Genomic DNA, 26,628 nt, shown 5'->3' with positions numbered 1-26,628 from the left:
GTCCGACGCTGGATGGGCCACTCTGACGCTTGCTAGTTCGTTTTAGCACCGTGTTCAACGACCTGTGCACGGCACTCCCCCACGGAAGGAGACAAAGATGTCTCAGGCATCGTTCACCCACCGGGCGACCGGACGTCGGCTCGTGCCGTCGCTGGCGCTCGGCCTTGCCGGGGCGCTCGCGCTCGCCGCGTGCTCGCCCCCCGGAGGCACCGCGGAGCCCGAGGAGACCGCCACCGGCACCTCGACCCCCAGCGCATCGGGCGACTTCTCGTGCCCCGCCGAGGACACCACGATCAAGGCCTACGTCGAGACCGGCTTCCCGATCTTCGCTGAGCTCGCGGCCGAGTTCGAGAACCAGTACCCCAACGTGACCTTCGACATCCGCGAGGACCAGTTCGCGGTCATCACGCAGAACGCTCCGCGCACGCTCGCGGACTCCGACACCGACATCATGCGCCTGCCGCAGATGTCCGACCTCGCGAGCCAGGGTCTGCTGATGGACCTCGACGAGTACGCCGCGGCTTTCGGCTGGGACCAGTGGCCGTCGTCGCAGCTCGAGCAGCTGCGCGTCGACGCCGACGGTCGCCGTGGCGACGGCCCGCTCTACGGCATGGGTCTGAACTTCTCGATGACCGGTGTCTTCTACAACAAGGAGCTCGCGGCGCAGATCGGCATGACCGAGCCCCCGGCGACGCTCGAGGAGTTCGACGGCTACCTCCAGGCCGCGAAGGACGCGGGCCTCACGCCGGTGGCGCAGTTCAACGGCGGCGCGACCGGCGGACTCGCCTTCCCGCTGCAGGCGCTCATGGCCTCGTATGGACCCCCGAGCGACATCAACTCGTGGATCTACCTCCAGGACGGCGCGACCATCGATACGGACACCAACGTCCAGGCCGCCGAGCACCTCGCCAGCTGGATCGACGCGGGCTACTTCGCCGACGACATCAACTCGCTCGACTACTCGCAGATGATGAGCCGCTTCATCGGCGGCGAGTCGGTGTTCATCTTCAACGGCGACTGGGAGTCGGGAAACCTCGACACCCAGATGCCCGGTGAGGCCGGCTTCTTCCTCATGCCTCCGCTCGAGGAGGGCGGCCAGCTCGGCGCCATGTCGGCACCGCTCACCTACGGCATCTCCGCCAACGCAGGCAACCCTGACTGCGCGGCGTTCTTCCTCGACTGGGTCGCGACGGACGAGGCCGCTCGCACCATCACGGTCGAGGTCGGCGGCTCGCACCCGATGGGCCCCGTGGACGCGTTCATGCCCGAGATCGACCCCGACTCGGTGACGGCTCAGACCCTCGCCGCCGGCGCGATCGTCGGTGAGAACAACGGTTCGATGGACTTCATCGCGAACGCCACCGGCGAGATCTACGCGAAGAGCTGGACTCCGAACCTGCAGAAGATGGTCGCGGGCGAGCAGACCGCGGCAGGCATGCTGGAGTCGGTCCAGGCCGACTACCTCGAGCAGATCGGCGGCTGATCCCACCATGGCTCGAACCTGGCGTCCCTCCGCCGGCGTGACCTCGCCGACCGAAGAGCCGTCAGGCGACATCCGCAGCAGGCGCCGCGCCGACAGGGCGCGGCGCCTGCGAGCGGGACTGCCCGGACTCGCGCTCGTGGCTCCGGCGCTGTTCTTCTACGCGATGTTCGTCCTGCGCCCCCTCTTCGCTACCGTCCAGTACTCGTTCTACGACTGGGACGGCATCGGACCCTCCACCTGGGTGGGCCTGGACAATTACGTGCGGCTGTTGACCGACCCCGAGCTGATCGGGCCGATCGTGAACGCCTTCCAGCTGATCCTCTACTTCTCGATCATCCCCGTGATCTTCGGCGTCATCGCCGCGGCGATCATCCGCAAGCTCGGCGCGAGCAAGCTCGCGCTCGCCTCGCGCACCGTGCTGTTCCTGCCGCAGGTCATCCCGCTCGTCGCCGCAGGCATCATGTGGACCTGGATCATGGCCAGCGATGGCGTCCTGAACCAGTTCCTGTCACTGATCGGTCTCGAGAGCCTCACGCGAGCTTGGCTCGGCGACTTCGACACCGCTCTGCCTGCCGTCGGCGTCATCGGCGCGTGGGTCAACGTCGGTCTGTGCATGCTGCTGATGCTCGCCGGCATGACCAAGATCGACCCGGCGCTCTACGAGGCCGCGCGACTCGACGGCGCGGGCGCGATCCGCGAGTTCGTCTCGGTGACGCTTCCCGCCGTACGCCAGGAGCTCGGCGTGGCGATCATCATCACGGTGATCAGCGCGTTGCGCAGCTTCGACATCATCTTCATCTCCACCCAGGGAGGGCCGGGCAACTCCACGCTCGTGCCGGGCCTCGAGATCTACTACCTCGCATTCTTCTCGCGGGAGATCGGGCAGGCCTCCGCGCTTGCGGTCGCGCTCACGGCGCTCGTCCTGATCGTGGTCCTCCCCCTCAACCGCCTCACCAGGACGGAGAGCATGTCATGAGAACATCCACGCGCGAGGTCCTGCTCGGGCGCGCGATCCTCATCTTCGTCATGCTGATCACTCTGATCCCGTTCGTGACCCTGTTCGTGACCGCCCTGCACGCGCCGGGTACCTACCCGAACGGCCTGTCGCTGCCGGAGGAGTTCCACTGGGACAACTTCGTGATCGCGTTCCAGTCGGCGAACATGGCGAAGATGCTCACCTCGAGCGTGCTGATCGAGCTGGGAGTGGTGCCGATCTCGCTGCTGATCGCCACGCTGGCGGGCTTCGCGCTCGGCCACCTTGAGGTGCCGTTCCGCCGCACCCTGTTCGTGGTCTTCGTGCTGGGCCTGACGCTGCCGTTCGAGGGCATCATCGTCCCGCTGTATTACCAGGTGCGGGATTACGGCTTCCTCAACACTCAGTGGGCGATCATCCTGCCGCTCATCGGACTGTTCATGCCGTTCGCGGTGATGTGGATGCGCGCGCACTTCGTCAACATGCCTCAGGACCTCACCGAGGCCGCGAAGGTCGACGGCGCCTCCACGTGGCAGCTGTTCTGGCGAGTCCACGTCCCGCTGTCGCGCCCTGCGATTGCCTCTCTCGCGATCCTGCTGTTCCTGTGGACCTGGAACCAGTTCCTGCTCGCGATCGTGCTCGTCGACGACCCGACCAAGCGCACGATGGCTGGCGCGCTCGGCGCGTTCCAGGGCCAGTGGGGCACGGACATTCCGCTGCTGTGCGCAGGATCGCTGCTGATCCTTACACCCGTCCTGATCGTGTTCCTCGTGTTCCAGCGCCAGTTCGTCGCTGCGCTCCTGCAGGGAGCGGTGAAGGGATGACCCAGATGCAGACCCCCCCGCCCTTCGATCCGGAGATCGAGCGCGCGTTGGAGCGGCGTCGGGACATCGTCGTCACGTCGATGGCGCGCGAGGACATTCCTCGTGTGCGTGCGCTTGGCGGCGATGTCGCCTCGCTCGCGCCGACGACGCACTGGGGCTTCGACCGCGTGGATGTCGTCGCGACCGGCGGGGAGGGCAAGCCGGACGTCCCCCTCGTGGTGCTTGCGCCGCCGCACGGGCACGGTCCCGTTCCGACGCTCGTGTTCCTGCACGGCGGCGGCCTCATCGCGGGCACCGCGGAGGCTGACCTCGACCTGCTGGCGGAGCTCGCCCACGAGGTCGGCTGCGCTGTCGTGTCCGTCGAGTATCGGCTCGCGCCGGAGGAGCCGTTCCCGGCCGCGCTCGATGACGTGATGACGGCATTCGCGTGGCTTCGCTCAGGTGCGGCGCCTGATCGACTCGACACCGAACGCATGGTGCTTGTGGGCATCAGCGCGGGAGGCGGCCTGGCGGCCGCGGTGGGACTCGCACTTCGCGACTCCGGGGCGCCGCTTCCGGCCGGGATGCTTCTCATGTGCCCGATGCTCGATCACCGCTCGAACTCGTGCTCGGCTCAGCAGATGGTCGGGCTGGGGTCGTGGGATGCGACAGCGAACGCGACAGCGTGGGGGGCTTACCTCGGCGATGCCGAGCCGACCTCGCACGCATCGGCCTCGCTCGCGAAGGACCTCTCCGGTCTCCCGCCGGTGTTCATCGATGTGGGCTCCGCCGAGACCTTCCGCGACGAGTGCGTCGACTTCGCGTCGCGCATCTGGGCCGACGGCGGACAGGCGGAACTGCACGTGTGGCCGGGTGGTGCGCACGCCTTCGACGTCCTCGCGCCGTGGGCGCGCATGTCCCGTGACGCGCGCAGGCCGCGCGTCGCATGGCTGCGACGACTGTTGGAGCGCGCGTGACCGCGAGGGGATCGACGACGCGCACGAATGGCCCCCAGCTCATCACCTACGTGGATCGGCTCGCGGGCGACCTCGCGGGCCTGAACGCTCTGCTGACCGGCCCCCTGGCAGGCGTATTCGACGGTGTGCACCTGCTGCCGTACTTCACGCCCTTCGATGGCGCGGATGCGGGCTTCGATCCCGAAGATCACGCGAGCGTCGACCCTCGGCTCGGCGCCTGGCAGGACGTGCGCGCCCTCGCGAGCTCCCATGCCGTCATGAGCGATGTGATCGTCAATCACGTCTCTTCTCACTCGGCGCGGTTCCGTGATGTCGTGCAGCGTGGCGACGAGTCTCCGTGGGCGCCCATGTTCCTCACGCTCTCGTCGGTGTTTCCCGAGGGGGCGACCGAGGCAGACCTGACGCGTATCTATCGGCCGCGTCCCGGACTCCCGTTCACTCCGATGGTCTGGGGCGGCGAGCGTCGGCTCGTGTGGACCACGTTCACACCGGAACAGATCGACATCGACCTGCGCACCGACGAGGCGTGGACGTACCTCGTGGAGGTGCTCGATGCGCTCACCGGCGCGGGAGTCACGGAACTGCGACTCGATGCTGTGGGCTACACGGGCAAGGCGCCGGGCACGGACTGCTTCATGACGGACGCGACCCGTCGCTACACGGAGCGCATCTCGGCGCTCGCGCACGAGCGCGGAGCGCGCGTGCTGCTCGAGGTGCACGGTCACTACACGCAGCAGATCGAGATCTCGCGCACCGTCGACTACGTGTATGACTTCGCGCTGCCTCCGCTAGTGCTGCACGCGCTCCACGCGCACGATCTGGACCCGCTCGCGCGCTGGCTCGACGTTCGCCCGCAGAATTCGTACACGGTGCTCGACACGCACGACGGCATCGGGATCGTGGATGTGGGCGAATCCGGCCTGGTTCCGGGCGTGCCCGGGCTCCTGGAGCCGACGCAGATCGACGCGCTGGTCGAGTCGATCCACGACGCGAGCCGTGGCACGAGTCGCCAGGCGACGGGTGCGGCTGCCTCGAACCTCGACCTCTACCAGGTCAACTGCACCTTCTTCGATGCGCTCGGTGGCAACGGCGCGCGCTACGTGCTGGCGCGCCTGATCCAGCTCATGACGCCGGGCATCCCGCAGATCTACTACGTCGGCCTGCTCGCAGGAGTCAACGATATGGACCTGCTCGCCCGCACGGGCGTCGGGCGTGACGTGAACCGACACCACTACACGGCTGCCGAACTGGCGACGGCGCTCGCAGACCCGGTCGTTGCTGCGCAGATCGCGGCGATCCGGCTGCGACGCGACCACGGCGCATTCGGTGGCGAGTTCTCCGCTGACCTCTCGGGGGCGCGCGGGATCATGCGGTGGGTGTGCGGCGGCGACAGTGTGTCGCTCGAGTTCGATGTGGCCGAGGCGACCTTCACGCTGAGCGAGACCGGCGTTCGTGGTCGGCGCACCGTCCTGACGGAGCGCGACGTCGCTGGCTGATCAGCCCGGTCGCGACATGGGTCGCAGTCGGCCGACTGCGGCCGACCCTGCGCGCTGAGTGGCGAAGTGAACTCGACGCCGTGCATACGTTCGGGACGCCCGCAGGGCGTGAGGAGGTCGTCGGCGCGCATTGCGCCCTCGGCACATTGAGCTGACCCGGCGGGTGGCTCTTCAGGGCCACCCGCGCTGTGGCGCGCCCGCCACCTCGGCTCACCTCTGCGACGCGGCATCGTTCGCGCGCACATCGAACGGACACACCTATGAACTCCCTCACCGAGGCGCAGATTCGCGCCTCCTTCATCAACGCCTCCAAGCGTGAGCGCACCCAGGCCCTGCTGCCCGAGGACTTCGCTGAGATCGACTGGTCCGCGCGCGAGTTCCTGGGGTGGCGCGACCGCAAGCTGCCGCAAGTCGGGTACGTCGTGTGCGAGCTCGACGCTGAGATCGTCGGCATCATGCTGCGCCAGGCCGAGGCGCGCGCCCGCACTCGCCCGCAATGCGCGTGGTGCGAGGACGTGACCCTGCCCAACGACGTCGCGTTCTATGTGGCCAAGCGCGCGGGGGCCGCCGGCCGCAACGGCGACACGATCGGCATCCGCGTGTGCGAGGACTTCGAATGCCCCGTGAACGTGCGTCGCCTGCCCCCGATCCCGTATCCCGGCTTCGACCGCGAGGCCGGGCGTCAGCAGCGCATCACGGTGCTCGGTGAGCATGTGCGCGCGTTCGTGGGCGAGGTGCTTGGGTGTGCGTAGCGGAAGGAGGGGTTCGCGGCAGTTCTCCATAGCGCCTTCGACTCGGCGTCGTTGTCCCCACGAGTCCGGGCTATCCATGTTGGTCTTCGGTTCTTCCCTAGACTCGAGCCATGTTCCGAAATGCAACGGGGAACGGCTTCTCCTTCTGTGCCGAGCGTGACGAAGCGAAGTGGATCGCCTCGAGTCCGCTCGAGTTCGACCTGCTGGTGACGCGTGGACCGGGCCATTTCGAGTCCTACGCACGCGCACTCTTGCTCGTCGATCCAGAGTCGAGCGCGGACGCAGAGAGCGATGCTGCCTTCGCTGGGGAGCAGCGGAGCGTCCTCGAGGTGCAGCGAGACATCGTCGCTGTTCTTCAGCACTTCACGGAATCCGTGATGGTGTACGCGCTGGTTGCTGACAATGGCGTCTCCCGCATGGACGATGCTGCGGCGAAGGCGTGCGTGATGACCTTGGGTGGAGTGCGGTATTTCCTTGCGGCTGGACCCATCTCTGGGATCGAGAGCTGGTTCGAGGACCTCGAACTCGACGAGGCGGACCATCCGTCGTTCTTGTGGCCCGAGGACCGCTCGTGGTGTCTCGCGTCGGATCGCGAGGTGCGCTTCGTCAGCATCGCCAGCAGCACTGTCGCACTCGCGGCAGTGGACGCTTCGCCTCTGCTGTCGGTCGCTGCCTGGCCGCCCGGCTCGGACGGGCGCGAGTTCATCTATATGAACTGACGCCCGCCCAAAGCGTCACCAGAGGTGATGTGGGGTCACATCGAGGGGCGGCAGTAGAGATTGGTGATGTTGTCGACCCCGCCAGCGGGATCTGCGTACCCGATCACGTCAACGTCGACCTTGACCCGCCAGCCCGTGAGCTCCTGCCATACGCAGTCGCGGTGGGCGAGCACGCGCCTGCTCGACCCGGGGTACAGCTTCCGCGAGTTGGTGTCTTGCTGTACCCAAACCCTCGCGTACCCGTTGTAGTCGCCAAAGAGCGCATAGAGCGTGGTCGTTACTTCGGCCTTCACGCCGTCGGGGCAATTGCCGCGTGTCCACCATCCGTGTACACGAGCCTCGCCGTATCGCACTCCGATGTCGTCCGAGTCTGTGCCAGGGAAGCAGATACTCACCCCCAGAGCCGCGACCTCGACACCAGAGGCTCCGCTGCCGAGTGGGCCCGGAAGCGAGACTTCCGCCGCGCGGTCTGTGGCGGTCGAGTCTTCACTGAGCACCTCACCCTCGGTGTTGACAACCGGGAGCGCGTCGAGCGCGTCCATCACTTCGGCGCTCAGGTTGTCGGGGGGGCGATCGGCGTCGTCTCGATGCCGTCGACGACGACCGTGGGCTGCTCTCCACCCTTTCCTGCTTGTCCATGATCCTCACCCGGCTTGGTGCCCGCGTGTGCCGCTGACGCCGCGGCCAATGCCGCAGCGGTCCCCAAGAGTGCCGCGTACGTCAGTCCTCGGACTCTCCTGATAACAGCCATTCCCAACGACTCCCCCTTCATGTGTAGCCCCGGGGGGCTCCCCGGGGAACCTCACCGTAGCCAGTGCTGGATGTCCGCGGCAATGCCTCTCGCGAATCTGTGGATGGGCGCGACACGCGCAGTCGCTCCTCCTCGCGCCGGTTGCATACCCGGTATATAGTCAGAACTACTTACCGGGTATGCATGGGGGTTCAACATGTCGATCAAGCATTCGCTGCTGGTCCTGCTGGGCGAAGGGGACCGCTACGGCTATGAGCTGCGCCAGGAGTTCGAGGGCCGCACCGGCGGCGTATGGCCGCTCAACGTCGGCCAGGTCTACACGACTCTGGAGCGCCTCGAGCGCGACGGCCTGGTCACCCGCGAAGAGTCCGACGGCGGTCGCCAGGTCCGCTACCGCCTCGCCGATGTGGGACGCACCGAGGTCGAGCAGTGGTGGTCCAGCCCGGTGCCGGTCCAGAAGGTGGGGCGCGACGACGTCGCTCTGAAGATCGCGCTCGCAGCCTCGACCCCCGGCGTGGACGTGCTCGCCGTGATTCACGCGCAGCGCCGCGCTGTCATGACCTCGCTGCAGGACCTCAACCGCGCCAAGCGCACCGGCAGCGACGAGGCGTGGGAGCTCGTCGCCGATGCCCTCATCTTCCGCGCCGAGGCAGAGGTGCGGTGGCTCGACCACACCGAGGCCAGACTCGCTCAGCGGACACCGGTCACGGCGTCGGGCACGCGAGGGGCGCTGCAGACGCCCGGCGCCAGCGCACCCGACGCTGTCCCCGCTACCGGTGAGGGGGTCCAGCGATGACGCTCGACGAGCGGCCCGCGCTCGCGATGCGCGGTGTCACCAAGACCTACGTCGACGGAGAGACCACCGTCACCGCGCTCGCTGATGTGACGCTAGATGTCTTCGCGGGCGAGATGGTGGCCGTGATGGGCACCTCCGGCTCGGGAAAGTCGACATTGCTGGCGATCGCGGGCGCCCTGCTCGCGCCCACCGACGGCGAGATCGAAGTCGACGGACGGCCGCTCGGCAAGCTCAGCGCCCGCAAGCTCGCTCAGGTGCGGCGCGAGCGCGTCGGCTTCGTGTTCCAGGACTACAACCTGCTGCCCACGCTGACGTCGCTCGAGAACGTCGCCCTGCCGCTCGACCTGGGCGGCGCGTCGTCGGCAACAGCGCGCTCCGAGGCGCGTCGTGCACTCGCGGCCGTAGGGCTGCGGGAACGCGCCTCGTCCTTCCCCGACGAGCTCTCGGGCGGCCAGCGCCAGCGCGTCGCGATCGCCCGCGCGATCGTCGGGCGCCGGCGCCTACTGCTCGCCGATGAGCCCACGGGAGCGCTCGACTCCGTCACCGGGGAGGCGGTGCTGAAGGGCCTGCGCGAACGGGCCGACGAGGGCGCCGCCGTGGTCGTCGTCACCCACGACGCCAGGCACGCCGCGTGGGCCGACCGCATCGTCTACCTCGCCGACGGGCGCATCGTCGACGAGACGCGCGCCTCTCAGCCCGAATCGCTCCTCACCGGCGGGACGCTGTGAGCTCGCCGCTAGGGCCCGTCCGGCGCACCCGCACCGCGCTGCGCCTCGCAGGTCGGGAGCTGATGCGCAAGCCCCGCGAGGGAGTGCTGGTGGCGGCGCTCGTCGCGGTGCCGGCTGCCGCGATCATGCTGATCTCCACCGTCATGGCCAGCCAGACGCCCACGCTCGACGAGAAGCTCACTGCCGAGCTGGGGCAGACCCAGGCGTGGGTGCGCGTGTGGGACTCGGCCGGCAACCCTGTGGTCCAGGCTCCCACCGTGCCCGAACATGTGCAGAGCGCCGTCGAGGGCGACGGCGCGCTCGAGGGCACCGACGAGTACACGGCGGCAGAAGTCGAAGCGCTGCTCCCCGACGGCGCGCGCACCATCGACCTGCTGGGTGCGAGCACCTTCCTTCACACGCCCGACGCGTCGGCCAGGGCCACGCTGACGGCTGGCGAGGCATGGGACGAGTCGCTCGCGGGCATCTACACGCTCGTGGATGGATCAGTCCCCGCGGCCGACGACGAGATCATGATCTCTCCCACCCTTGCGTCCGTGGCGGGCGTGGCCGTCGGCGATGCTGTCGAGCTCGCGGACACGGGCGAGTACACGGTCGTGGGCATCCTGTCGCCGCGCGTCGATGGTTCAGGAACCGTCTTCACCACGTCCGGCGCGCCGGTCGCTGTGGGAGCCCTCGGCGAGTGGGGCATCAACGGCTCCATGACCTGGTACCTCGTGGACACGCCACTGTCGTGGAGCGACGTGCAGGAACTCAACCGGCAGGGACTCGTCGCCTACTCGCGCGAGGTGGTCACAGGGCCGCCGGTGACCGGCGGTCTCACGCCCATCGAGCAGGAGACCGATGCGGCATTGCTAGGAGCAGGTGCCGTCGGCCTCTTCGCAGCGATGCTGCTCGCCGGAGCCGCCTTCGCCGTGACGTTCCGTCGCCAAAGGCACACGATGGCGATGCTCGGGGCGAACGGCGCGCACGGAAGCTCGCTCGTCGCGGTGGGTGTGGCACGAGGCTTGTGGCTCGGGCTCGCAGGCGGCGTCGTCGGAGGTGTGTTCGGCATCGCGCTCGGGCTCGGCTGGGACTACGTGCTGCTGCATTGGGGCGGCGCCGAAGGGCAGTACAGCACCTGGGGCTATCACGTGAACTGGTCGCACCTTCCGCTCACGGCCGCCTACGGCGCGCTCGTGGGCATCGTCTCCGCCTGGGTCCCCGCGCTCGCCGCGTCGCGACTCGACGTGCTCGGCGTCCTGCGGGGCAGCACCCGTCCCCCGCGTGCCCGACGCTGGACCGCCGTCCTCGGCGCGCTTGCGGTCATCGCGGGCGGGGCGGCGATGGCGTGGTCAGCGCGTCTGCTCGACCAGTCGCTCGACCTCGCGGGCGGGGCCGCCTATGCGCAGCGCTCCCAGGCTTCGATGATCCTCGTCGCGGGCGCAGTGCTTGCTTTCGGCGGTCTCGCCCTGCTCGTGCCCGTGATGCTCCGGCTGCTCGGCCGTGCCGCAGTCAACGCACCCCTCGCCGGACGGATCGCCGTGCGCGATGCCAGCCGCAGCATCGGGCGTACCGCGCCAGTCGTGGCCGCAATCGCGGTGACCATCGCCATCTCGACTGGCCTGATCCTGACGCTGGACCGTGGCAGGGCGAACCTGCTGGACTACTGGACTCCCCACGCGCCGGTAGGCGACGCGATCGTCGAGCTGGGCTTCGCGATCGAGGGCACGGCCGACCAGGCGGACATCGTGGTCGCGGCGGCGCACGATGTGCTCCCCGACGCGGAGGTCACCGTGTTCGACGCCTTCCTCAACTTCAATGGCGTGGAGCCGGGCGCGGTGGACATGTCTGCGGTGCCGTTCCTCCTCGCGCCCGAGCAGAACGTGTGCCCCGAGCTCATCGATCCCGAGTTCAGCGTCTCAGCGCGAGAGAGGGCCGCAGATCCGCGCTGCGACTCGCGCGAGATTGACTTTGGGCCGTGGACCTCGCGGATCGTGGTCGGCGACGCCGACGATCTGGCCGCGCTCGCGGGCACCGATCCCGGCGACGCGGCGCTGGACGCCCTCGCCGGCGGCGGGGTGGTCGTCTTCTCGTCGAGCTTCCTCGACGAGGGCACCGTGACAGTGGGCTTCTACGACGTGGACGGCGGGGAGTTCCCGGACTTCGGGTCGTTGCCCGACGAGTCGCTCACACTTCCGGGTGCTTTCCAGCAGGTCGCGCCGGGCACCATGCGCGTGGGACTCGCGATGGTCTCGCCCGAGACCGCAGCCGAGATCGGCTGGCCGTCCCAGCCCACCTCAGTGCTGATCGATGCCGACGAGCCCATCACCGAGCAGCAGCAGGCGCAGTTGTCCGCTGCCGCCCGGATGCCCGATGGCTCCACGCCGTGGGTCTACGTCGGTGGCGGGCCGCGCGACACGTACGCCGCCGTCGTCAGCGCGGCAATCATGGGCGTTGCGCTGCTGCTCGTGTTCTCCAGTGTCTCCATCGCGCTCGGCCTCGCCCGCGCCGATGCCCGGCAAGACGACTTCACGCTCGCCTCGCTCGGTGCCTCACCTCAACTCGCACGTTCGGTCGCGGCGTGGCAGGGGGCGCTGATCGTGGGCCTCGCGGGTGCGATCGGCGCGCCCGTGGGGACCGCATGGGTGGTGGTGCAGGGGTTCTCCACGCTGGACCGCGACTACGTGCTCCCGTGGTGGTGGATCGTCGCCGCGTCGCTCGCGTTGACAGGGGTGGTCGCGCTCGCGGCCTGGGTGTTCACCAAGGTGCCCAAGGCGGTGCACTACAGGCTGGCGGCCTGATCGGCGGCAGATTCCGACTTTCAACACCGGGCCTGCGGAAACTCCCGCGAAATCAAGGTGTGGTGCACTTCTCGCGACTACCGAGGAGGTCCCCGATGGCCGTGCAAATCCTGACCGCCGACGTGCTCGTCCCCATGGACGCTGCGCGCAGCGTGCTCACCGACGCGGGTTTCGCGCACGAAGACGGCACGATCCTGGCCGTCGACAGCCGCGCCGCGCTCGTGGCCGCCTACCCCGACGCTCGTGCCCGCCACCTGAGCGACAACGTCCTCATGCCGGGTCTTGTCAATGCGCATCACCACAGCGGCATGCTGCGCGGCACCGCCGAGCACCTGCCTGTGTGGGAGTGGCTGCGCCTGCACATCGACCCCATGCACCGCGTGCTGCGCCCCGAGGAGGCGGAGGCCGCGTCGTGGCTCTGCTACGCCGAGGGCCTGCTGTCCGGCACCACGACGGTCGTGGACATGTGGCGCTACATGGACGGCGCCGCCCGAGCGGCGAGCGCGCTCGGCAACCGCGTGGTCACCGTCAACTACGTGGGCGAGCACCCCGACTACGACTACTTCGACACCCTTGACGACAACGAGCGCATGCTCGCCGAATGGACCGGAGCCGCTGGCGGCCGGATCATGCCGTGGGTGGGCCTCGAGCACCCGTTCTACGCCGACGAGGCCGGCCAGCGCCGCGCGATCGCGATGGCCCAGGAGTACGGCACGGGCCTGTACACGCACTGCAGCGAGTCGTCTCTGGATGTGGAACTGTTCCTGGAGCGCACCGGCAAGCGGCCCATGCACGCCCTCAAGGATCTGGGCTTCATGGACGTGCCGCGGCTGATGATCGCGCACGCCGTGTGGCTCGACGAGGGCGAGATCGCGCTGATGGCCGAGCACGGCGTGAGCGTCAGCCACAACCCCGTGAGCAACATGAAGCTCGCGAGCGGCTTCGCGCCCGTCGCCGAGTTGCTCGAGGCTGGCATCGCCGTGGGCATCGGGACCGATGGCGAGAAGGAGAACAACAACCTCGACATGTTCGAGGAGATGAAGGTCGCCTCGCTCCTGGGCAAGCTGCGCGCCATGGATGCCGCCGCGATGGACTCGTGGGCCGTGCTCGAGATGGCTACGCGCGGAGGCGCCCGCGCGATCGGTCAAGGCGACCGGCTCGGTTCGCTCGAGGTGGGCAAGCAGGCCGACGCCGTGGCGGTCCGTACGGATACGCCTCGCATGACGCCGCTCCTGGCAGAGGGCCCCTACGCCAACATCCACCACAACCTGGTGCACGCGGTGCGCGGTTCCGACGTGACGCTCACGATGGTGGCGGGCGACGTAGTGGTGGATGGCGGCGCGCTCGTCCACGCCTCCCTGCCCGACCTCATCGCACGCGTGCGCGACCTGGTGCCGGACCTCTTCGCGCGCCGCAGCGCCTACCTTGAGTCGTCGGGCGAGCAGCAGGGGCTCATGAGCCCGCACTGACCCCCTGCAGCCACTGCAGCGCCTCCACCGCGAGTGCGTGATCGTCCTCCTGCTTGAGTCCCGACACGGTGAGCGTGCCCACCATGCCGACGCCCGCGATGCGCACCGGCACGCAGCCGCCGTGCGCCACGTACTCGGTGAAGGGCAGCTGGGTCGCGTCGTTGAAGTCCACGCCCTTGGCCGCGTGGGAACGCCCCACGATGAGGCTCGACGTGCTGAAGCGGCGCACGGTGCGGACCTTGCGCTCGATCCAGTCGTCGTTGTCCGGCGTGGTGCCCTCAAGCGCCGCGTGGAAGACCTGCTGGTCACCCTTGCGGATGTCCACGGTGATTCCGAGCCCGTCACGGCGGCCGCGCTCGACGAGCCACGAGCCGAGGGTCCAGGCGTCGGCGTGCGTGAAGCGGGTCAGCACCAGCGTGGACTCGGTCTCGCGCAGCACCGCGAGCTCGGCGTTGAGGTCGTCGTGTGAGGAAGTCATACGCCGAACCTAGCGCGCCGACTGGACGCGCGGGACGCCGAACCCGGCCCCAGCGTCGGGCGTGCGGAGGCTAGTGACCGCCGGCGGCGATGTAGACGATCGCGCCGACGACCGCGGCGACGATCACGGTGAAGCACGCCGCGGCGAGCACGACGCGCACGGCGGGGCGGTTGCCGTCGGCGTCGCGTGATCCCGGCCCCTCGAGCGCGCGGACGCCCAGCGCGAACAGCGCGGGAAGTCCGGCGCCGACAAGCAGGCCGAAGATGAGGATCTTGGCGAGCGCGCCCCACTCGACGTACGTGCTCACGGCCTACCTCCCCGCCTCGGCGCGGTCGCCCGCCGGGGCGAGCAGCGTCGGGTCGTGCGCCTCGACCGATTCGGCGACGATCTCTTCGCCGGACTCCCAGTCGTGGTTGACGTTGCGGTGGTCCACGGGCTCGCGGCGCGACAGCGCCCAGAACACGAACGCGGCGGCCACGAGCAGCAGGAACACCACGTACGAGCCGGCGTCACCGCCCACGAGCTTGTCGATCCCGTAGAACGCCGCACCGACAGCGGCTGCGGCGGGAACCGTGATGAGCCACGCGGAGAACATGCGGCCCGCCACATTCCAGCGCACGCTCGCGCCCTTCATGCCGACGCCGGAGCCGAGGATCGAGCCGGTCGCGACGTGCGTGGTGGACAGGGAGTAGCCGAAGTGGCTCGACAGGAGGATGACGGCGGCCGACGAGGTCTCGGCGGCCATACCCTGGCGCGACTCGAGCTCCACGAGTCCCTTGCCGAGCGTGCGGATCACGCGCCAGCCTCCGGTGTAGGTGCCGAGCGCCATGGCCAGCGCACAGGACACGATCACCCAGAACGGCACGCTCGCGTCGGGGTCCACCGCTCCCGCGGCGATCAGGGCGAGAAGGATGATGCCCATCGACTTCTGTGCGTCGTTCGTGCCGTGTGCGAGGGAGACGAGTGACGCCGAGCCGATCTGCCCCCAGCGGAACACGCGGTCGTTGGTGTCCTGCGGCACGTCGCGGGTCAGGCGCGCGACGACCGCCGTGGCCACCGTCGCCACGAGGATCGCGACCATCGGCGCGATCAGCGCGGGCAGCAGCACCTTGGAGATGAGTCCCGTCCACAGCACGCCTTCCGTGCCGGCGGCGGCGAGCGCCGCGCCCACGACGCCTCCCACGAGAGCGTGCGACGAGCTCGAGGGGATGCCGAACAGCCACGTCGCGAGGTTCCACACGATGCCGCCCGCGAGGCCCGCGAGCACCACCTCGAGCGTCACGATGCCGGAGTCGACGATGCCCGTCGCGATGGTCGCAGCGACCGTGAGCGACAGGAACGCACCCACCATGTTGAGCGAGGCGGACAGCAGCACCGCCTGGCGCGGCTTGAGCGCGCGCGTCGCGATGGAGGTGGCCATCGCGTTGCCGGTGTCGTGGAAGCCGTTGGTGAAGTCGAACGCGAGTGCCGTGGCTACGACGATCGCGAGCAGGGCCGGTTCGTTCACATGCTCCATTGTGGCCTGGAATCGTGAACCTGCATGACGAACGGGTGAACGGCTCCCTCACGGCTGTCCGGGCACGCGTGAGAGGCCCGTGCGCTTTGGGTCCTAGGTCCCTGTCCTGCGCTGCGTCAGGATACCTCTCCGCCCACATAGAGCCAGTGGCCATTCACGCGCGTGAACGCACTCACCTCGCGCATCGATCCCATGGAGATCGCACCCGTCGCATAGTGCGCCACGAAGGTCACGGTGCCCTCGTCGTCGTCCGGTCCGCCCGCCTCTGTCGCGAGCACTTCGAGCCCTCGCCACGGCGTCTGCGCGAGGTCGAGCGTCGCTGGCCGCGTGCTCGGATGCCACGTCCGGCTCAGGTAGTCCTCGTCGCCGCGCACGTACGCGGTGTAGCGGGAGCGCATCAGCGCTTCGGCCGTCGGCGCCTCCGCGTCGCCGCGCAGGTAGGGCCGGCAGCAGTCGGCGAAACCGTCGCCCGAGCCGCAGGGACACGTCGCCATCAGGCGTCCTCCGCCGGCGCCTCGACAGCGACGGGGTGCGCGGCAGCGCGCGCCACCTCGGCGAGCAACGCGACGTCCGACGCGGCGGTGTCCCACGAGCACATCAGCCGCACCTCGACCGTCCCGGGCGTCGTGCCCGGCTTCCAGTCGTAGAAGCGCGTCCCGGTGGCGCGGATGTCGTCAGCCAGCGTGCGCGGCATCTCCACGAATACCGCGTTCGCCTCGGTGGGCTGCGTGAATCGCAACAAGCCGTCGCGCGCGAGCGGCTCCAGCTCGGCCCGCAGGAGCGTCGCCATCGCGTTCGAATGTCGCGCGTTGCGCAGCCACAGCGGATCGCCCGCCTCGTCGGTGGAGGTGAGGAGCGCCGTGAGCTGCGCCGAGACGTAGCGCATCTTGGAGCCCAGCTGCATCGCCTGCTTGCGCAGGTACGGCAGGTCATGCCCGACGCTGGGGCTCAGTTCCGGATTCAGCACCACCACGGCCTCGCCCAGCATCGCGCCATTCTTGGTGCCGCCGAGGGACAGCACGTCAGCGCCGCCGCACGCCTCGAGCAGGCCGACGCCGAGCGCGGCGGCGGCGTTCGCGATGCGCGCGCCGTCCACGTGCACGCCCATCCCGCGCGCGTGAGCCGCGTCCACCAGCGCCCGCAGCTCCTCGAGCGCGTACACGGTGCCCACCTCCGTGGACTGCGTGAGAGACAGCACGAGCGGCTGCGCGCGGTGCTCGTCCCCCAGGTCGCCCGCATACCGGTCGAGCTGTGCGGGGGTGAGCCGCCCGTCGGGCGAATCCAAGGCGAGCACCTTGAGGCCGGCCACCTTCTCGGGAGCCCCGCCCTCGTCGTTGTGGATGTGTGCGTGCTCCGAGGCGACCACGCCACCGCCCCAGCGCGGGCTGAGGGCCGTCAGCGACACGACGTTCGCGCCAGTGCCGTTGAACACGGGGAAGCCAACCGCGTGCTCGCCGAACGTCGCGCGCACCGCGGCGTCGAACTCGGCCGTCGCGGCGTCGGACCCGTAGGCGGGCTCGTGCCCGCCGTCGGCCGCAGCGATCGCGGCGAGTACCTCGGGGTGGACAGACGCGTAGTTGTCGGACGCGAAGTGGATGGCGCTCGTCGGGGTCATGCGGCCAGGTCCCTCACCCATTCGGTGCGCTCGGTGCGGAAGCCCGCTTTACGCAGGTACTCGCGGTCCGTCATGTCGTGAGGTGTGAGACGCAGCTGACGGAAGCCCGCGTCGGGCAGGGCCGACGAGTTCTCGTACACGAAGTGCCCCGGCGTGAAGTCGCGGAAGCGCGGCTTGACCCAGTCGAGCTCGACGCGTCCCACGCCGTCGCCCTCCTCACGCACTGCGACCACGCCCACGGCCTCGTCGCCACGCACGATCAGGAACGAGTGACGCGGTGCCCCCTCGCCCGGCTCCGCCGTGAATGCCGGCGCGAAGTGTGCGACGTCTGCCCCGTGCACCGTGAGCAGGTGGCGCAAGTAGGGGCCGTCGGACGGCACCGGGATGACCTTGTAGACCTCCGGATCCTTCGCCTCGCGATAGAGCCGGTTGAGCCAGTACGCGTTGATCACGACGATCGCCACGTTCATCGCGACGTAGGGCCAGATGCCGTAGATGAGGTTGTACGCCGTCGCAATGGTGGAGCCGATGAGATTCATCCAGCGGAACACCAGCATCCGCGCCTGCATGAGCGACACGACGATCAGCACCGAGCCGATCCACCCGAAGACCTCGTAGAACACGTCCATGCCTCAAGGGTAGGGCGCGCAGATGAGAGGCGTTCGCCGCGCTGCGTCCTGTGAGGCGCTCAGTGCTCTGAGCGGGCCAGTTTGAGCACTGAGTGCCTCACACGACGCATGGGTACCCTCGACTCATGCCCGAGTCAGTCCGCGCCGACGTATGGGTGTGGGCCGTCCGCCTCGCGAAGACCCGCACGCAGGCGACCGATGCGTGCAAGGCCGGCCACGTGCGCGTGCGCGGCGAGCGCGCCAAGCCCTCGACGCCCGTGCGCGTGGGCGACACCGTGATTGTCCGCACTCACGAGCGCGAACGAATCGTGGTTGCGACGAAGCTCCTGCTCAAGCGCGTCGGCGCCGCCCCCGCGGCGGAGGCGTACGAGGATCACTCGCCGCCCCCGCCCAAGAAGGAGCACGTGGGCGCGTTCGGAGTGCGCGACCGGGGAGCGGGCAAGCCGACCAAGCGCGAGCGGCGCCAACTCGACCGCCTGCGGGGGCGACCCAGCCGCTGACCCGGCCCCGGCGTCGGGCGTGCGCCCGGTTGCGACCTCGTCAGGAGTTCTGCGCGATGGGCTTGGCGCCCCAGATGCGGTCCAGGTAGTCCTGGATGGAGCGGTCGGAGCTGAAGAAGCCCGAACGCGCCACGTTGAGGATCGCGGAACGGCTCCACGCGTCCTGATCCGCGTACGCCGTCTCGACCCTTGCCTGCGCGTCCATGTAGGAACGGAAGTCCGCGAGCGCCATGAAGCGGTCGCGCTCCGTGAGCGACGCGAAGATCGAAGACACGGCCCCGCCGCGCTCGCCATCCGTGAACGCCCCGGAGGCGATCATGTTGAGCGCCGCCTTCAGCTCTGGGTCGGACTCGTAGTACGCGCCGGGGTCGTAGCCGCTGGCCTGGAGTGCTGCCGCGGCCGGCTCGTCCATGCCGAACAGGAAGAAGTTCTCGTCGCCCACGAGCTGGCGGATCTCCACGTTCGCGCCGTCATCCGTGCCGACGGTGAGCGCACCGTTGAGAGCGAACTTCATGTTTCCCGTGCCGGACGCCTCCTTGCCGGCGAGTGAGATCTGCTCCGACAGGTCGGCCGCCGGGATGAGCGTCTCGGCGAGCGTCACGTTGTAGTTCGCGGGGAAGGCAACCTTGAGGCGGCCCTGCAGCGACGCGTCGGCGTTGATCGTCCGGCCCACGGCATTGATCAGCTCGATCGTCTCCTTGGCCCGCACATACCCGGGCGCGGCCTTCGCGCCGAAGACGAACGTGCGCGGCGTGACGGACTCGAGCGGGATGCGGCCGGACGTGATGCCTTCGTACAGCGACACGATGTGGAGCAGCTTGAGGCTCTGGCGCTTGTACTCGTGCAGGCGCTTCACCATGGCGTCCACGAGACCGTCGCCGGCGAGCTCGAGGCCGTCGCGTGCCGCAAGCACGGTAGCGAGGCGCTGCTTGTTGGCGCCCTTGATCTCGCGGAATCGGCGACGGAACTCGGCGTCGTCGGCGAGCGGCTCGAGCTCGCTCAGGCGCGACAGGTCGGTGACCCAGCCGTCGCCGATCGCCTCCGTGATCAGGCCCGAGAGGGCCGGGTTCGAGAGCCGCACGAAACGGCGCGGCGTCACGCCGTTCGTGACGTTCGTGAACTTGTCGGGCCACAGCTGCGCGAAGTCGTTCAACACCTTGTCGCGCAGCAGCTGCGAGTGGAGCTCGGCGACGCCGTTGACCTTGAAGCCCGCGACGGTGGCGAGGTGAGCCATGCGCACGGCGCGCGCAGGCTCCTCAGCGATGATCGACATGCGGCGCACCCGCAGCTCGTCGCCCGGGTACGCCTCGCGCACGACCTCGAGGAACTCCTCGTTGATGCGATAGATGATCTCCAGGTGGCGCGGCAGCAGGCGCCCCAGCAGGTCGACCGGCCATACTTCGAGCGCCTCGGGCAGCAGCGTGTGGCACGTGTACGCGAAGACCTTCTGCGTGACGGCCCACGCGTCGTCCCACGCCCAGCCCTTCTCGTCCACGAGGATCCGCATGAGTTCCGGCACGGCGATCACCGGGTGCGTGTCGTTGAGCTGCCATGTGATGCGCTCGGGCAGCCGGTGCAGGTCGTAGCCGTCGGGCAGCACGTGGTCGATGAAGTCCTTCAGCGAGGCGGCCACGAAGAAGTACTGCTGCTGTAGGCGCAGCTCCTTGCCCTGCGGAGTCGAGTCCTCGGGGTAGAGCACCTTGGAGATGTTCTCGGCGTAGGTGCGGGCGCGCACCGCCTCGGCGTAGTCGCCGGCGTTGAACTCCTGGAGGTCGAACTCGTGCTGCGCGTGCGAGCTCCACAGGCGCAGCGTGTTGACGCGGCCGTTGCGGTAGCCGGGGACCATGTAGTTGTACGGCATCGCCGTGACGCCCCAACCGGGCACCCACGTGCGTGCGCCGTCGGGGCTGCCGGCGGGCGGAGCCTCGGTGTGACCGCCGAACGAGACGTCCACCGCGTACTCGGGGTGCGGCAGCTCCCACGGCGAGCCCAGGTGCAGCCAGGTGTCCGGCTGCTCGACCTGCCTGCCGTCGACGAACTTCTGGCGGAAGATGCCGTACTCGTAGCGGATGCCGTAGCCGATCGACGGCACGTTCAGCGTCGCGAGCGAGTCGATGAAGCACGCCGCGAGGCGTCCGAGCCCGCCGTTGCCCAGACCCGGCTCGACCTCCACCGCGCGAAGCTCGTCGATGTCCACGCCGAGCGCCGCGAGCGACTCGCGCGCGACGTCCTCAAGGTCCGAGGCCAGCAGCGCGTTCTCCAGCTGCGGTCCGAGCAGGAACTCGGCCGAGAGGTACGCGACGACCTTCGCCTGATCGCGGTACTGGTTGCGCAGCGTCTCGAGCCAGCGCGCCGTCAGATAGTGGCGCACTGCGCGGGACAGCGCGAGGTACTTGTCGTTGGCGCTGGCTCGGTCCAGGTCCACGCCCTGCCCGAAGTTGAGCTCGCGCAGGAACGCGCGCGTGAAGCTTTCGACGGTGTGCTCGGGGGCGGCGACGGGCGGAGTGTTCTCATTCACCCGCTCACGGTACGGGTCCGGGGGCGGCCCTGTCAGCATGCGAGCGAGATGTTCACGCGCGCGAAACCCGGTGCACATGCCCGACGCTCGGATCGGGCTGGCGTGACGCTCGGCGTCAGGCCGCGTCGGACCCGTCGCGGGCAAGCTCGGCGGCGGGGCGGGCGGGCCCGTATGACTGCTCCTTCGCTCGCTCCAGCTGGTCCTCCTGTAGCACGCGGTTCGTCCGCTGCAGGTCGGACAGCACGCCGAGCGCGAGAGAGAGAAGCGATCCGACCAGCAGCAGCGTGCCGAGCATGAGCGACTGGAAGTGGTCGCCCTGGTCGCCCGCGACGAGCAGGATCGCGTAGCGCACGAACGGCGTCAGGCCGGCGACGCCGAACGCGACGGCGAGCAGTGCGAACACCGTCCACGGGCGATACATGAGGTACGACCGCATGATCGCCTTGGCCGACTGCGCCATGTGGACCCACATGTTGGAGAACAGGCGCGATTCGCGCGTCTTGGGGTTCGTGGTGATCGGCACTGCGGTGATCGCGAGGCTCTTGTTGCCCGCCTGGATGATCGTCTCCATCGTGTAGCTGAACTTGGTGACGATGTTCAGCCGGTAGAGCGCGTAGCGGGAGTAGGCGCGAAAGCCAGACGCTGCGTCGGGCAGCTCGGTTCCGGCGGCCTTGTTCACGACCCAGGATCCGAAGCGCTGCATGACCTTCTTGAACGGCGAGAAGTGCGCGATCTGACGCGTCTGCCTGTCTCCGATGACGATCTCGGCTTTGCCGGCGACGATCGGCGCGACGAGGTCGGCGATGCGCGCCTGCGGGTACTGGTTGTCTCCGTCGGTGTTGACGACCACGTCGGCACCGTGCGACAGCGCGTACTCCACGCCGTCGCGGAACGAGCGTGCGAGGCCCATGCGTCCGGTGTGGCGCAGCACGGTCGCGCCGTACTCACGCGCGATCTCGGCGGTCCTGTCCGTCGAGCCGTCGTCGATGACGACCACCTCGATCTCGTCGATGCCGGGCACCTCGGCAGGGATCGAGCCCAGCACCGTCGGGAGGGTCGCCTCCTCGTTCAGGCACGGCACCTGGATGACGAGCTTCATGGCACCTCAGCGTAGTCACCACGACGCGCGACCTTGCGCAAGCGCGCGAGCGGGCGGGTACATGCCCGACGCGCGCCTTCCGTCCGTGCGGCGTGCGCCCTGTCGCTGGCAGGGGCTTTGCGACACAATGGGCGGGTGACCTCGTTCGCTGACCGCCACATCGGACCCTCTGACGACGCCGTCGAGACGATGCTCGATGCCGTGGGGCATCCGTCCCTGGCCGCTCTCGCGGAGGCCGCCGTGCCCGGATCGATCCGGCTCGACGACGTGCTACAGCTTCCTGAGGCGCGCAGCGAGCAGGAGGTGCTCGGCGCGCTGCGGCGGTTCGCCGGCAGCAACCGCACCGCGGTGCAGATGATCGGTCAGGGCTATTCGGACACGGTGACGCCAGCGGTGATCCAGCGCGGCGTGCTCGAGAACCCGGCCTGGTACACCGCCTACACGCCCTATCAGGCGGAAATCTCGCAGGGGCGGCTCGAGGCGCTGCTGAACTTCCAGACGATGATCGCCGATCTGACCGCGCTTCCCGTGGCGGGTGCGTCGCTGCTGGACGAGGCGACCGCGGTGGGAGAGGCCGTGCTGCTGATGCGCCGCGCGGTCAAGGGCAAGGACGGCGGCATCGTCGTCCTCGACTCCGAGACGCTGCCGCAGACCGTCGCCGTGGTCGAGGCACAGTGCCGGGCGATCGGCCTTCCGCTGCGTGTCGAGGAGCTCGTCGAGGGCTGGGAAGCGCCCGAGGACCTGGTGGGCGTCGTCGTCCAGCAGCCCGGCGCGTCGGGCGTGCTGCGCGACGTGACGCCCGTGATCGAGGCGGCTCACGGCGTAGGCGCGCTCGCGACCGTCGCGGCCGACCTGCTGAGCCTCGCGTTGGTCAAGGCGCCTGGCGAGCTGGGCGCGGACATCGCCGTCGGCTCTGCGCAGCGGTTCGGTGTGCCGCTGTTCTTCGGTGGGCCCCACGCCGCGTTCATCTCGGTGCGCGAGGGGCTCGAACGCCAGCTGCCGGGCCGTCTCGTGGGCGTCTCGGTCGATGCCGAGGGCGCGCCCGCGTATCGGCTCACGCTGCAGACGCGCGAGCAGCACATCCGCCGCGACAAGGCCACATCCAACATCTGCACGGCTCAGGCGCTGCTCGCGATCGTCTCCGGCTTCTACGCGGTCTATCACGGCGCGGACGGCCTGCGAGAGATCGCGATGCGCGTCCACTCGACGGCCGTCGCCGCCGCCGACGCTCTCACCGCCGCCGGCGTGACAGTGCGCCACGAGCACTTCTTCGACACGATCGTCTGCGAGGTGCCGGGCGGAGCCGACTCCGTCGTGGCGCGCGCCGCAGCCGAGGGCATCAACCTGCGGCGCGTCGATGCCGACACGGTCGCGATCGCGTGCGACGAGGTCACCGAGCTCCACACGCTGGACATGGTGGTCGAGGCCTTCACGGCGGCGAAGCGTCACCCGATCTACTCGCCGCCGCGCGTCGCGATTCCGCGTGAGTTGCGCCGCACCAGTGACTACCTCACGCACCCGATCTTCAGCGCCCACCGCTCCGAGACGTCGCTGATGCGTTACATGCGCCGCCTTGCCGACCGGGACCTCGCGCTCGACCGCACCATGATCCCGCTCGGCTCGTGCACCATGAAGCTCAACTCCGCCGTGGAGATGGCGGCGATCAGCTGGCCTGAGTTCGCGACGATCCACCCCTTCGCGCCCGCCGACCAGACGCGCGGCTACCGCGAGATGATCGCGCAGCTCGAGGACTGGCTCGCTGAGATCACCGGCTATGCGGCCGTGTCCGTGCAGCCCAACGCGGGCTCACGCGGCGAGTACGCGGGGCTGCTCGCGATCCACGAGTACCACCGCTCCCAGGGCGAGGAGCGAGACATCTGCCTGATCCCCGCGTCGGCGCACGGCACGAACGCGGCTTCCGCGGTGCTCGCCGGGCTCAAGGTCGTGGTCGTGGCAACCGCCTCGGACGGCGAGATCGACATGGCCGACCTGCGCGCCAAGCTCGAGCAGCACGCCGGCAAGGTCAGCTGCATCATGCTCACCTACCCGTCGACGCACGGCGTCTACGAGGAGCAAGTGGGCGAGGTGTGCGCCGCGGTGCACGACGCCGGTGGCCAGGTCTACATCGACGGCGCGAACCTCAACGCGCTCGTCGGCCTCGCGAAGCCCGGCCACTTCGGTGGCGATGTCTCGCACCTGAACCTGCACAAGACCTTCTGCATCCCGCACGGAGGAGGCGGCCCCGGCGTCGGGCCTGTGGCCGTCGCCGAGCACCTGGTTCCGTTCCTGCCCGAGCTGCAGCAGGCCGTGCGGCGACCGCAGGAGCTGCTGCGCAAGGGTGCGCCCGTCTCCGCCGCACCGTACGGCTCGGCGGGCATCCTGCCCATCTCGTGGGCGTACATCGCGCTCATGGGCGGACCCGGACTGTTGCGTGCCACGCAGGTGGCCGTGCTCGCCGCCAACTACATCGCCGCGCGGCTCGACGACGCGTTCCCGGTGCTGTACCGCGGACCGAACGGCCTCGTCGCGCACGAGTGCATCCTCGACCTCCGGCCGCTGACCAAGGCGACAGGCATCACCGCGGAGGACGTCGCGAAGCGCCTCATCGACTTCGGCATCCACGCACCCACCATGTCGTTCCCCGTCGCCGGCACGCTCATGGTCGAGCCGACCGAGTCCGAAGACCTCGCCGAGATCGACCGCTTCATCGACGCGATGCTCGCGATCCGCGAGGAGATCGCCGCCGTCGAGCGTGGCGACATCTCCGCCGAGGACTCGCCGCTGCGCCACGCGCCCCACACGGTCGCGATGGTCGCGGGCGACGCCTGGTCCCAGGCGTACACGCGCGAGCAGGCCGCGTTCCCAGCCCCGTACCTCAGGGTCGACAAGTACTGGTCGCCCGTGCGCCGCATCGACAACGCGTATGGTGACCGCAACCTCGTGTGCGCATGCCCGCCGCTCGAGGAGTACGAGCAGGACTAGACACGACGCCGTCGGCGTCGCGGAGGTGCAACGCGTGGACCAGGCCCAGGCGAACGTGAGCGGCAAGCTCTCGGTCACGTCGGCGACGCTCGTCGTCGTCACCATGGCGATCCTGCTCGTGCCCGGCTCGCGCGCCGGTCATCTCGTCGACGCCGTGCCCGCCTACGTCGTCACCGCTGCTGCAGCGGTGTGCATCGTTGTCGGCATCGTGCTGGGGCACCTCGCCCGCGCTGCCGCGCGCAGGGCCGGCGCCGAGGAGGACGACGTCGCCACTGTGGCGCTCGTGTGCCACTACCTTCTGCTCATTCTCGGCATTGTCATTCAGCTCGAGGAGCCCGTCCGGGACGCGCTCACTCAGCTCCTCGACGGACTCTCCTGAGCCGCGACTACGCTGAACGCGTGACCTCTCCACTGCGCACCCCCCTCCACGACGAGCACGTCGCCCTGGGCGCGACGATCGTCGACTTCGCGGGCTGGGAGATGCCCGTCCGCTACACCGGCGACATCGCCGAGCACACTGCGGTGCGCACCGCCGCTGGACTGTTCGACCTCAGCCACATGGGCGAGATCGCGGTGCGCGGCACCGACGCCGAGGCGTTCCTCGACGACGCGCTCGTCGGTCGCATGAGCGCCGTTGCGCTCGGTGGCGCGAAGTACACGATGATGTGCGCCGCCGACGGTGGCGTCATCGACGACCTGATCGTGTACAGGCGCGACTGGGACCACTACGTGATCGTCGCCAACGCGGCAAACAAGGACGTGGTGCTCGACGAGCTGTTCGACCGTGCGGAAGGCTTCGACACCGACGTCGAGGACGACTCTGCCGAGATCGCCCTCATCGCGGTGCAGGGCCCGCGCGCGCAAGGGATCGTCATGGAGATGACCGCGCGCGGCGCCGACGACATCGAGGCCATGCGCTACTACACCGCCGCCCACGTGCTGCTCGAGGGCGATGTCCATGCGTTCGTCGCGCGCACGGGGTACACGGGCGAGGACGGGTTCGAGCTTTTCGTAGGCGCGGACGAGGCGGCCGCGGTATGGAGGCTCGCGCTCGCGATCGGCGAGCCGCACGGCCTCATCCCGTGTGGGCTTTCCTCGCGCGACTCGCTGCGCCTCGAGGCGGGGATGCCGCTGTACGGCAACGAGCTCACGCGCGAGACCACCCCGTTCGACGCGGGCCTGGGGCGCGTGGTCGCGTTCGGCACCGAGAAGAACCCGCGCGGTGACTTCGTGGGGCGCGCCGCGCTCGAGGCGGCGCGCGACGCCTGGAAGGCCTCGGAGGAGGACGGCGCTTCGCATGCCCGACGCCTCGTCGGCCTGGTCGGCGAGGGTCGCCGTGCGGCGCGCGCGGGCTATGCGGTGCTCAGCCCCGGCGGGGCCGAGGTGGGGGTCGTGACCTCCGGAGCGCCGTCGCCGACGCTGGGCAGGCCCATTGCGATGGCCTACGTGCCGCGCTCGCTGTCCGAGCCCGGCACGCGGCTCGGCATCGATGTGCGTGGCCGTACCGAGCCGATGACGGTGGTCGCGCTACCGTTCTACACGAGGACTGCGTAGGGCCGCG

Annotated in this window: 24 protein-coding genes; 15 read left to right on the top strand and 9 right to left on the bottom strand. The window is 69.3% G+C overall.

Annotated features, from left to right (window positions below):
- Positions 1–97: 97 nt before the first annotated feature.
- The 7 genes from B7K21_RS06695 (at position 98) to B7K21_RS06665 (ending at position 7,203) form a co-directional block, all read left to right on the top strand.
- Complete coding sequence (locus B7K21_RS06695; protein WP_084074424.1) at positions 98–1,483, top strand: ABC transporter substrate-binding protein; 1,386 nt, start codon at positions 98–100, stop codon at positions 1,481–1,483.
- 7 nt (positions 1,484–1,490) lie between these two features.
- The gene (locus B7K21_RS06690; RefSeq protein WP_084074423.1) at positions 1,491–2,459 is read left to right on the top strand and encodes a carbohydrate ABC transporter permease; all 969 of its coding nucleotides are present in this window, start codon (positions 1,491–1,493) and stop codon (positions 2,457–2,459) included.
- On the top strand, positions 2,456–3,280 hold the full coding sequence (locus tag B7K21_RS06685) for a carbohydrate ABC transporter permease (RefSeq protein WP_084074422.1): 825 nt from the start codon (positions 2,456–2,458) through the stop codon (positions 3,278–3,280). Before B7K21_RS06690 ends, B7K21_RS06685 begins: the two co-directional genes overlap by 4 nt.
- Before the next feature lie 5 nt (positions 3,281–3,285).
- The gene (locus tag B7K21_RS06680; RefSeq protein WP_234989201.1) at positions 3,286–4,236 is read left to right on the top strand and encodes an alpha/beta hydrolase; all 951 of its coding nucleotides are present in this window, start codon (positions 3,286–3,288) and stop codon (positions 4,234–4,236) included.
- Positions 4,233–5,732, top strand: coding sequence for a sucrose phosphorylase (gene gtfA / locus B7K21_RS06675; RefSeq protein ID WP_234989200.1), 1,500 nt, complete (start codon positions 4,233–4,235; stop codon positions 5,730–5,732). The genes B7K21_RS06680 and gtfA overlap by 4 nt, the downstream gene beginning before the upstream one ends.
- A gap of 260 nt (positions 5,733–5,992) precedes the next feature.
- Complete coding sequence (locus tag B7K21_RS06670) at positions 5,993–6,484, top strand: FBP domain-containing protein (protein WP_084074417.1); 492 nt, start codon at positions 5,993–5,995, stop codon at positions 6,482–6,484.
- 110 nt (positions 6,485–6,594) lie between these two features.
- Complete coding sequence (locus B7K21_RS06665; protein ID WP_084074414.1) at positions 6,595–7,203, top strand: hypothetical protein; 609 nt, start codon at positions 6,595–6,597, stop codon at positions 7,201–7,203.
- Between the two features lie 35 nt (positions 7,204–7,238).
- Here the strand turns inward: B7K21_RS06665 and B7K21_RS12760 are convergent, their stop codons facing one another.
- Entirely contained in the window at positions 7,239–7,745 is a 507-nt protein-coding gene (locus B7K21_RS12760) for a hypothetical protein (protein ID WP_200806249.1), read from the bottom strand.
- Between the two features lie 405 nt (positions 7,746–8,150).
- Here B7K21_RS12760 and B7K21_RS06655 point away from each other — a divergent pair, with 405 nt between their 5' ends.
- The 4 genes from B7K21_RS06655 to B7K21_RS06640 all read left to right on the top strand — a co-directional run bounded on the left by B7K21_RS06655 (position 8,151) and on the right by B7K21_RS06640 (position 13,730).
- Positions 8,151–8,750, top strand: coding sequence for a PadR family transcriptional regulator (locus B7K21_RS06655; protein ID WP_084074411.1), 600 nt, complete (start codon positions 8,151–8,153; stop codon positions 8,748–8,750).
- Positions 8,747–9,478: an ABC transporter ATP-binding protein gene (locus B7K21_RS06650; RefSeq protein WP_084074408.1), complete on the top strand. Its 732-nt coding sequence runs from the start codon at positions 8,747–8,749 to the stop codon at positions 9,476–9,478. Before B7K21_RS06655 ends, B7K21_RS06650 begins: the two co-directional genes overlap by 4 nt.
- A 62-nt stretch (positions 9,479–9,540) precedes the next feature.
- Positions 9,541–12,261 (top strand): FtsX-like permease family protein, encoded by a 2,721-nt coding sequence (locus B7K21_RS06645; protein ID WP_144016084.1) that lies wholly within the window; start codon positions 9,541–9,543, stop codon positions 12,259–12,261.
- Between the two features lie 95 nt (positions 12,262–12,356).
- Positions 12,357–13,730, top strand: a complete 1,374-nt coding sequence (locus tag B7K21_RS06640; RefSeq protein WP_084074402.1) for an amidohydrolase family protein — start codon at positions 12,357–12,359, stop codon at positions 13,728–13,730.
- On the opposite strand, the gene B7K21_RS06635 is transcribed toward B7K21_RS06640, so the two are convergent.
- From B7K21_RS06635 to B7K21_RS06610, 6 genes are all read right to left on the bottom strand, one after another.
- On the bottom strand, positions 13,714–14,208 hold the full coding sequence (locus tag B7K21_RS06635; RefSeq protein WP_084074399.1) for a heme-degrading domain-containing protein: 495 nt from the start codon (positions 14,206–14,208) through the stop codon (positions 13,714–13,716). The two genes, B7K21_RS06640 and B7K21_RS06635, sit on opposite strands and share 17 nt — an antisense overlap.
- Positions 14,209–14,278: 70 nt before the next feature.
- A complete protein-coding gene (locus B7K21_RS06630) occupies positions 14,279–14,515 on the bottom strand; it encodes a hypothetical protein (protein ID WP_084074396.1) in 237 nt (78 codons plus the stop codon).
- A 3-nt stretch (positions 14,516–14,518) separates the two neighbouring features.
- A complete protein-coding gene (locus B7K21_RS06625; protein WP_084074393.1) occupies positions 14,519–15,724 on the bottom strand; it encodes an inorganic phosphate transporter in 1,206 nt (401 codons plus the stop codon).
- A 116-nt stretch (positions 15,725–15,840) separates the two neighbouring features.
- A complete protein-coding gene (locus B7K21_RS06620; RefSeq protein WP_084074391.1) occupies positions 15,841–16,218 on the bottom strand; it encodes a YchJ family protein in 378 nt (125 codons plus the stop codon).
- On the bottom strand, positions 16,218–17,339 hold the full coding sequence (locus tag B7K21_RS06615; RefSeq protein ID WP_084074389.1) for a low specificity L-threonine aldolase: 1,122 nt from the start codon (positions 17,337–17,339) through the stop codon (positions 16,218–16,220). The genes B7K21_RS06620 and B7K21_RS06615 overlap by 1 nt, the downstream gene beginning before the upstream one ends.
- A complete protein-coding gene (locus tag B7K21_RS06610) occupies positions 17,336–17,968 on the bottom strand; it encodes a hypothetical protein (protein ID WP_084074388.1) in 633 nt (210 codons plus the stop codon). Before B7K21_RS06610 ends, B7K21_RS06615 begins: the two co-directional genes overlap by 4 nt.
- Before the next feature lie 125 nt (positions 17,969–18,093).
- Here B7K21_RS06610 and B7K21_RS06605 point away from each other — a divergent pair, with 125 nt between their 5' ends.
- Positions 18,094–18,468, top strand: a complete 375-nt coding sequence (locus B7K21_RS06605; protein ID WP_084074387.1) for an RNA-binding S4 domain-containing protein — start codon at positions 18,094–18,096, stop codon at positions 18,466–18,468.
- A gap of 40 nt (positions 18,469–18,508) precedes the next feature.
- Here the strand turns inward: B7K21_RS06605 and B7K21_RS06600 are convergent, their stop codons facing one another.
- Together B7K21_RS06600 and B7K21_RS06595 are read right to left on the bottom strand one after the other, a co-directional pair.
- Positions 18,509–21,025 (bottom strand): glycogen/starch/alpha-glucan phosphorylase, encoded by a 2,517-nt coding sequence (locus B7K21_RS06600; protein WP_144016083.1) that lies wholly within the window; start codon positions 21,023–21,025, stop codon positions 18,509–18,511.
- Between the two features lie 76 nt (positions 21,026–21,101).
- Positions 21,102–22,085 (bottom strand): glycosyltransferase family 2 protein, encoded by a 984-nt coding sequence (locus B7K21_RS06595; RefSeq protein ID WP_084074386.1) that lies wholly within the window; start codon positions 22,083–22,085, stop codon positions 21,102–21,104.
- Positions 22,086–22,220: 135 nt separating this feature from the next.
- Here B7K21_RS06595 and gcvP point away from each other — a divergent pair, with 135 nt between their 5' ends.
- From gcvP to gcvT, 3 genes are read left to right on the top strand one after another with little or no spacing between them, the layout of a single operon-like run.
- Positions 22,221–25,067 carry an aminomethyl-transferring glycine dehydrogenase gene (gcvP, locus tag B7K21_RS06590; RefSeq protein ID WP_084074385.1) on the top strand — a complete coding sequence of 949 codons (2,847 nt, stop codon included), beginning with the start codon at positions 22,221–22,223 and terminating at the stop codon, positions 25,065–25,067.
- Between the two features lie 34 nt (positions 25,068–25,101).
- Entirely contained in the window at positions 25,102–25,446 is a 345-nt protein-coding gene (locus B7K21_RS06585; RefSeq protein WP_084074384.1) for a hypothetical protein, read from the top strand.
- Between the two features lie 20 nt (positions 25,447–25,466).
- Positions 25,467–26,621: a glycine cleavage system aminomethyltransferase GcvT gene (gene gcvT / locus B7K21_RS06580; protein WP_084074383.1), complete on the top strand. Its 1,155-nt coding sequence runs from the start codon at positions 25,467–25,469 to the stop codon at positions 26,619–26,621.
- Positions 26,622–26,628: the final 7 nt, after the last annotated feature.

Origin of the sequence: Demequina sp. NBRC 110052, assembly GCF_002090075.1 — a bacterium.
GTDB lineage: Bacteria > Actinomycetota > Actinomycetes > Actinomycetales > Demequinaceae > Demequina.
Note: the sequence above shows the minus strand (reverse complement) of the source record. Positions and strands in the feature narration are given on the sequence as shown.